General features: G+C 73.2%; 4 protein-coding genes. All 4 read left to right on the top strand.

Annotated features, from left to right (window positions below; all coding sequences use genetic code 11):
* Positions 1 to 3: 3 nt before the first annotated feature.
* On the top strand, positions 4 to 93 hold the full coding sequence (locus tag VLF18_RS03110) for a proline racemase family protein (protein ID WP_325278160.1): 90 nt from the start codon (positions 4 to 6) through the stop codon (positions 91 to 93).
* Complete coding sequence (locus tag VLF18_RS03105; RefSeq protein WP_325278159.1) at positions 90 to 1,220, top strand: FAD-binding oxidoreductase; 1,131 nt, start codon at positions 90 to 92, stop codon at positions 1,218 to 1,220. Before VLF18_RS03110 ends, VLF18_RS03105 begins: the two co-directional genes overlap by 4 nt.
* On the top strand, positions 1,210 to 1,467 hold the full coding sequence (locus tag VLF18_RS03100; RefSeq protein WP_325278158.1) for a 2Fe-2S iron-sulfur cluster-binding protein: 258 nt from the start codon (positions 1,210 to 1,212) through the stop codon (positions 1,465 to 1,467). Before VLF18_RS03105 ends, VLF18_RS03100 begins: the two co-directional genes overlap by 11 nt.
* A partial coding sequence (locus tag VLF18_RS03095) for an FAD-dependent oxidoreductase (protein WP_325278157.1) occupies positions 1,460 to 1,886 on the top strand: 427 nt, incomplete at its 3' end. The genes VLF18_RS03100 and VLF18_RS03095, both read left to right, overlap by 8 nt.

Genomic DNA, 1,886 nt, shown 5'->3' with positions numbered 1-1,886 from the left:
GTCCTGCCGCTGATCACCGGCCGCGCCCACGTCGTCGCCGACGCGACGCTGCTGTTCGATGCGAACGACCCGTTCGCCTGGGGCTTTGCGTGAAGACCGACGTTCTCGTCGTCGGCGGCGGTATCGTCGGCTGCGCGATCGCCGAACGCCTCGCGCGCGACGGCGTCGCGGTCTGCCTGGTCGAGCGCGACACGCTCGGCGGCGCGGCGACGGCCGCGTCGATGGGGCACCTCGTCGTGCTCGACGACGATCCGGAAGAACTGAGCCTGTCGGCGTATTCGTGCGCGCGCTGGAGCGCGTTCGCCGGCGCGCTTCCCGCGGCCGCCGAGTACCGCCGCATCGGCACGCTGTGGATCGCGCGCAACGACGCCGAGCTCGCGGAAGCCGAGCGCAAGCGCGAGCGCCTCGCGTCCGCGGGCATCGCGTCCGAACCGGTGTCGGCCGCGCAGCTGCGGCTGCTCGAGCCGGCGCTGACGCCGACGCTCGCGGGCGGACTGCACGTGCCCGGCGATGCCGTTGTCTATCCGCCGGTCGCCGCGACCTGGTTCGCGCAGCGGGCCGCGGCGGCGGGCGCCCAGATCCGCTGCGGCGTCGGCGTGGCCGCGATCGGCGACCGCGATGTCCTGCTCGCCGACGGCAGCCGCATCGCCGCGCGCGACATCGTCGTCGCGAACGGCTGCGCCGCGCCCGAACTGCTCGCCGGCGTGCCGGTGCGAAAGCGCAAGGGGCATCTGCTCGTGACGACGCGCGCACAGCCCGGCGTGCGTCATCAGCTCGTCGAACTCGGCTACATGCAGAGCGCGCACGGCACGAACACCGAATCGGTCGCGTTCAACGTGCAGCCGCGTCCGACCGGCCAGCTGCTGCTCGGTTCGACGCGCCAGTTCGACGATCACGCGACCGACGTGACGCCGCGGCTGCTGCAGCGGCTCATCGCGCGCGCGACCGAATTCCTGCCGGGACTCGCGCAGATGACGGCGTTGCGCGCCTGGACCGGCTTCCGTCCGACGACGCCCGACCACCGGCCGCTGATCGGTGCATGGCCGCTGCGGCCCGGCGTCTGGCTGGCCTGCGGTCACGAAGGACTCGGCGTCACGACGGCGCTGGGAACGGCCGATCTGCTCGCGGCGCAACTCCTCGGCACCAGCCTGCCGTTCGACGCCCGGCCATATGCGCCGTCGCGCTTCGTCGCCACGAGCGAGGTCAGTCATGCCCATTGATGGGCGCGATGACGTGCGCGTGTTCATCGACGGCGTCGAGGTGCGCGTGCCGGCGGACATTTCCGTCGCCGCGGCGCTGCGCCACGCCGGCTGCGAGTCGACGCGGCGCGCGTTCGACGGCAGCGCGCGCGCCGCGTTCTGCGGCATGGGCGTCTGCTTCGAATGCCGCGTGCGCATCGGCGGGGTCGAGCGCCTGGGCTGCCTCGTGCGTGTTTCCGACGATATGGATATCCGCTGCGATGCCTGAACTGCGTACCGAAATCCTCGTGGTGGGCGCCGGCCCCGCCGGCATCGCCGCGGCGGTCGCCGCCGAGCGGGCCGGCGCGCGCGCGCTGCTCGTCGACATGCAGGCCGAGCCGGGCGGGCAGGTCTGGCGTGGACAATGGAACAAACCGGCGAATGCAACCGCGCGGCATTGGCTGCAGGCGCTGCGCCGCTCGCCGGTGGAGACGCGCTTCGGTCTGAGGCTCATCGATTTCGCCGAGCCCGACCTCGCCGTGTTCGACGGCGCCGACGGCGCAGTCCGCGTGCGCTGCGAACGGCTCGTGATCGCGGCCGGTGCGCGCGAGCGGCAATTGCCGTTCCCGGGCTGGACCCTGCCCGGCGTGTTCGGCGCGGGCGGGCTGCAGGTGCTGGTCAAGAACGGCTGGCCGATCGCCGGCCGCC

The sequence above is a fragment of the Tahibacter sp. genome, assembly GCF_035481375.1.
Taxonomy (GTDB): Bacteria; Pseudomonadota; Gammaproteobacteria; order Xanthomonadales; family Rhodanobacteraceae; genus Tahibacter.
Note: the sequence above shows the minus strand (reverse complement) of the source record. Positions and strands in the feature narration are given on the sequence as shown.

Bases quoted from the DNA above. Each gene is read 5' to 3' on its own strand.
- VLF18_RS03100 (WP_325278158.1), top strand. From the start codon at position 1,210: ATGCCCATTGATGGGCGCGATGACGTGCGCGTGTTCATCGACGGCGTC.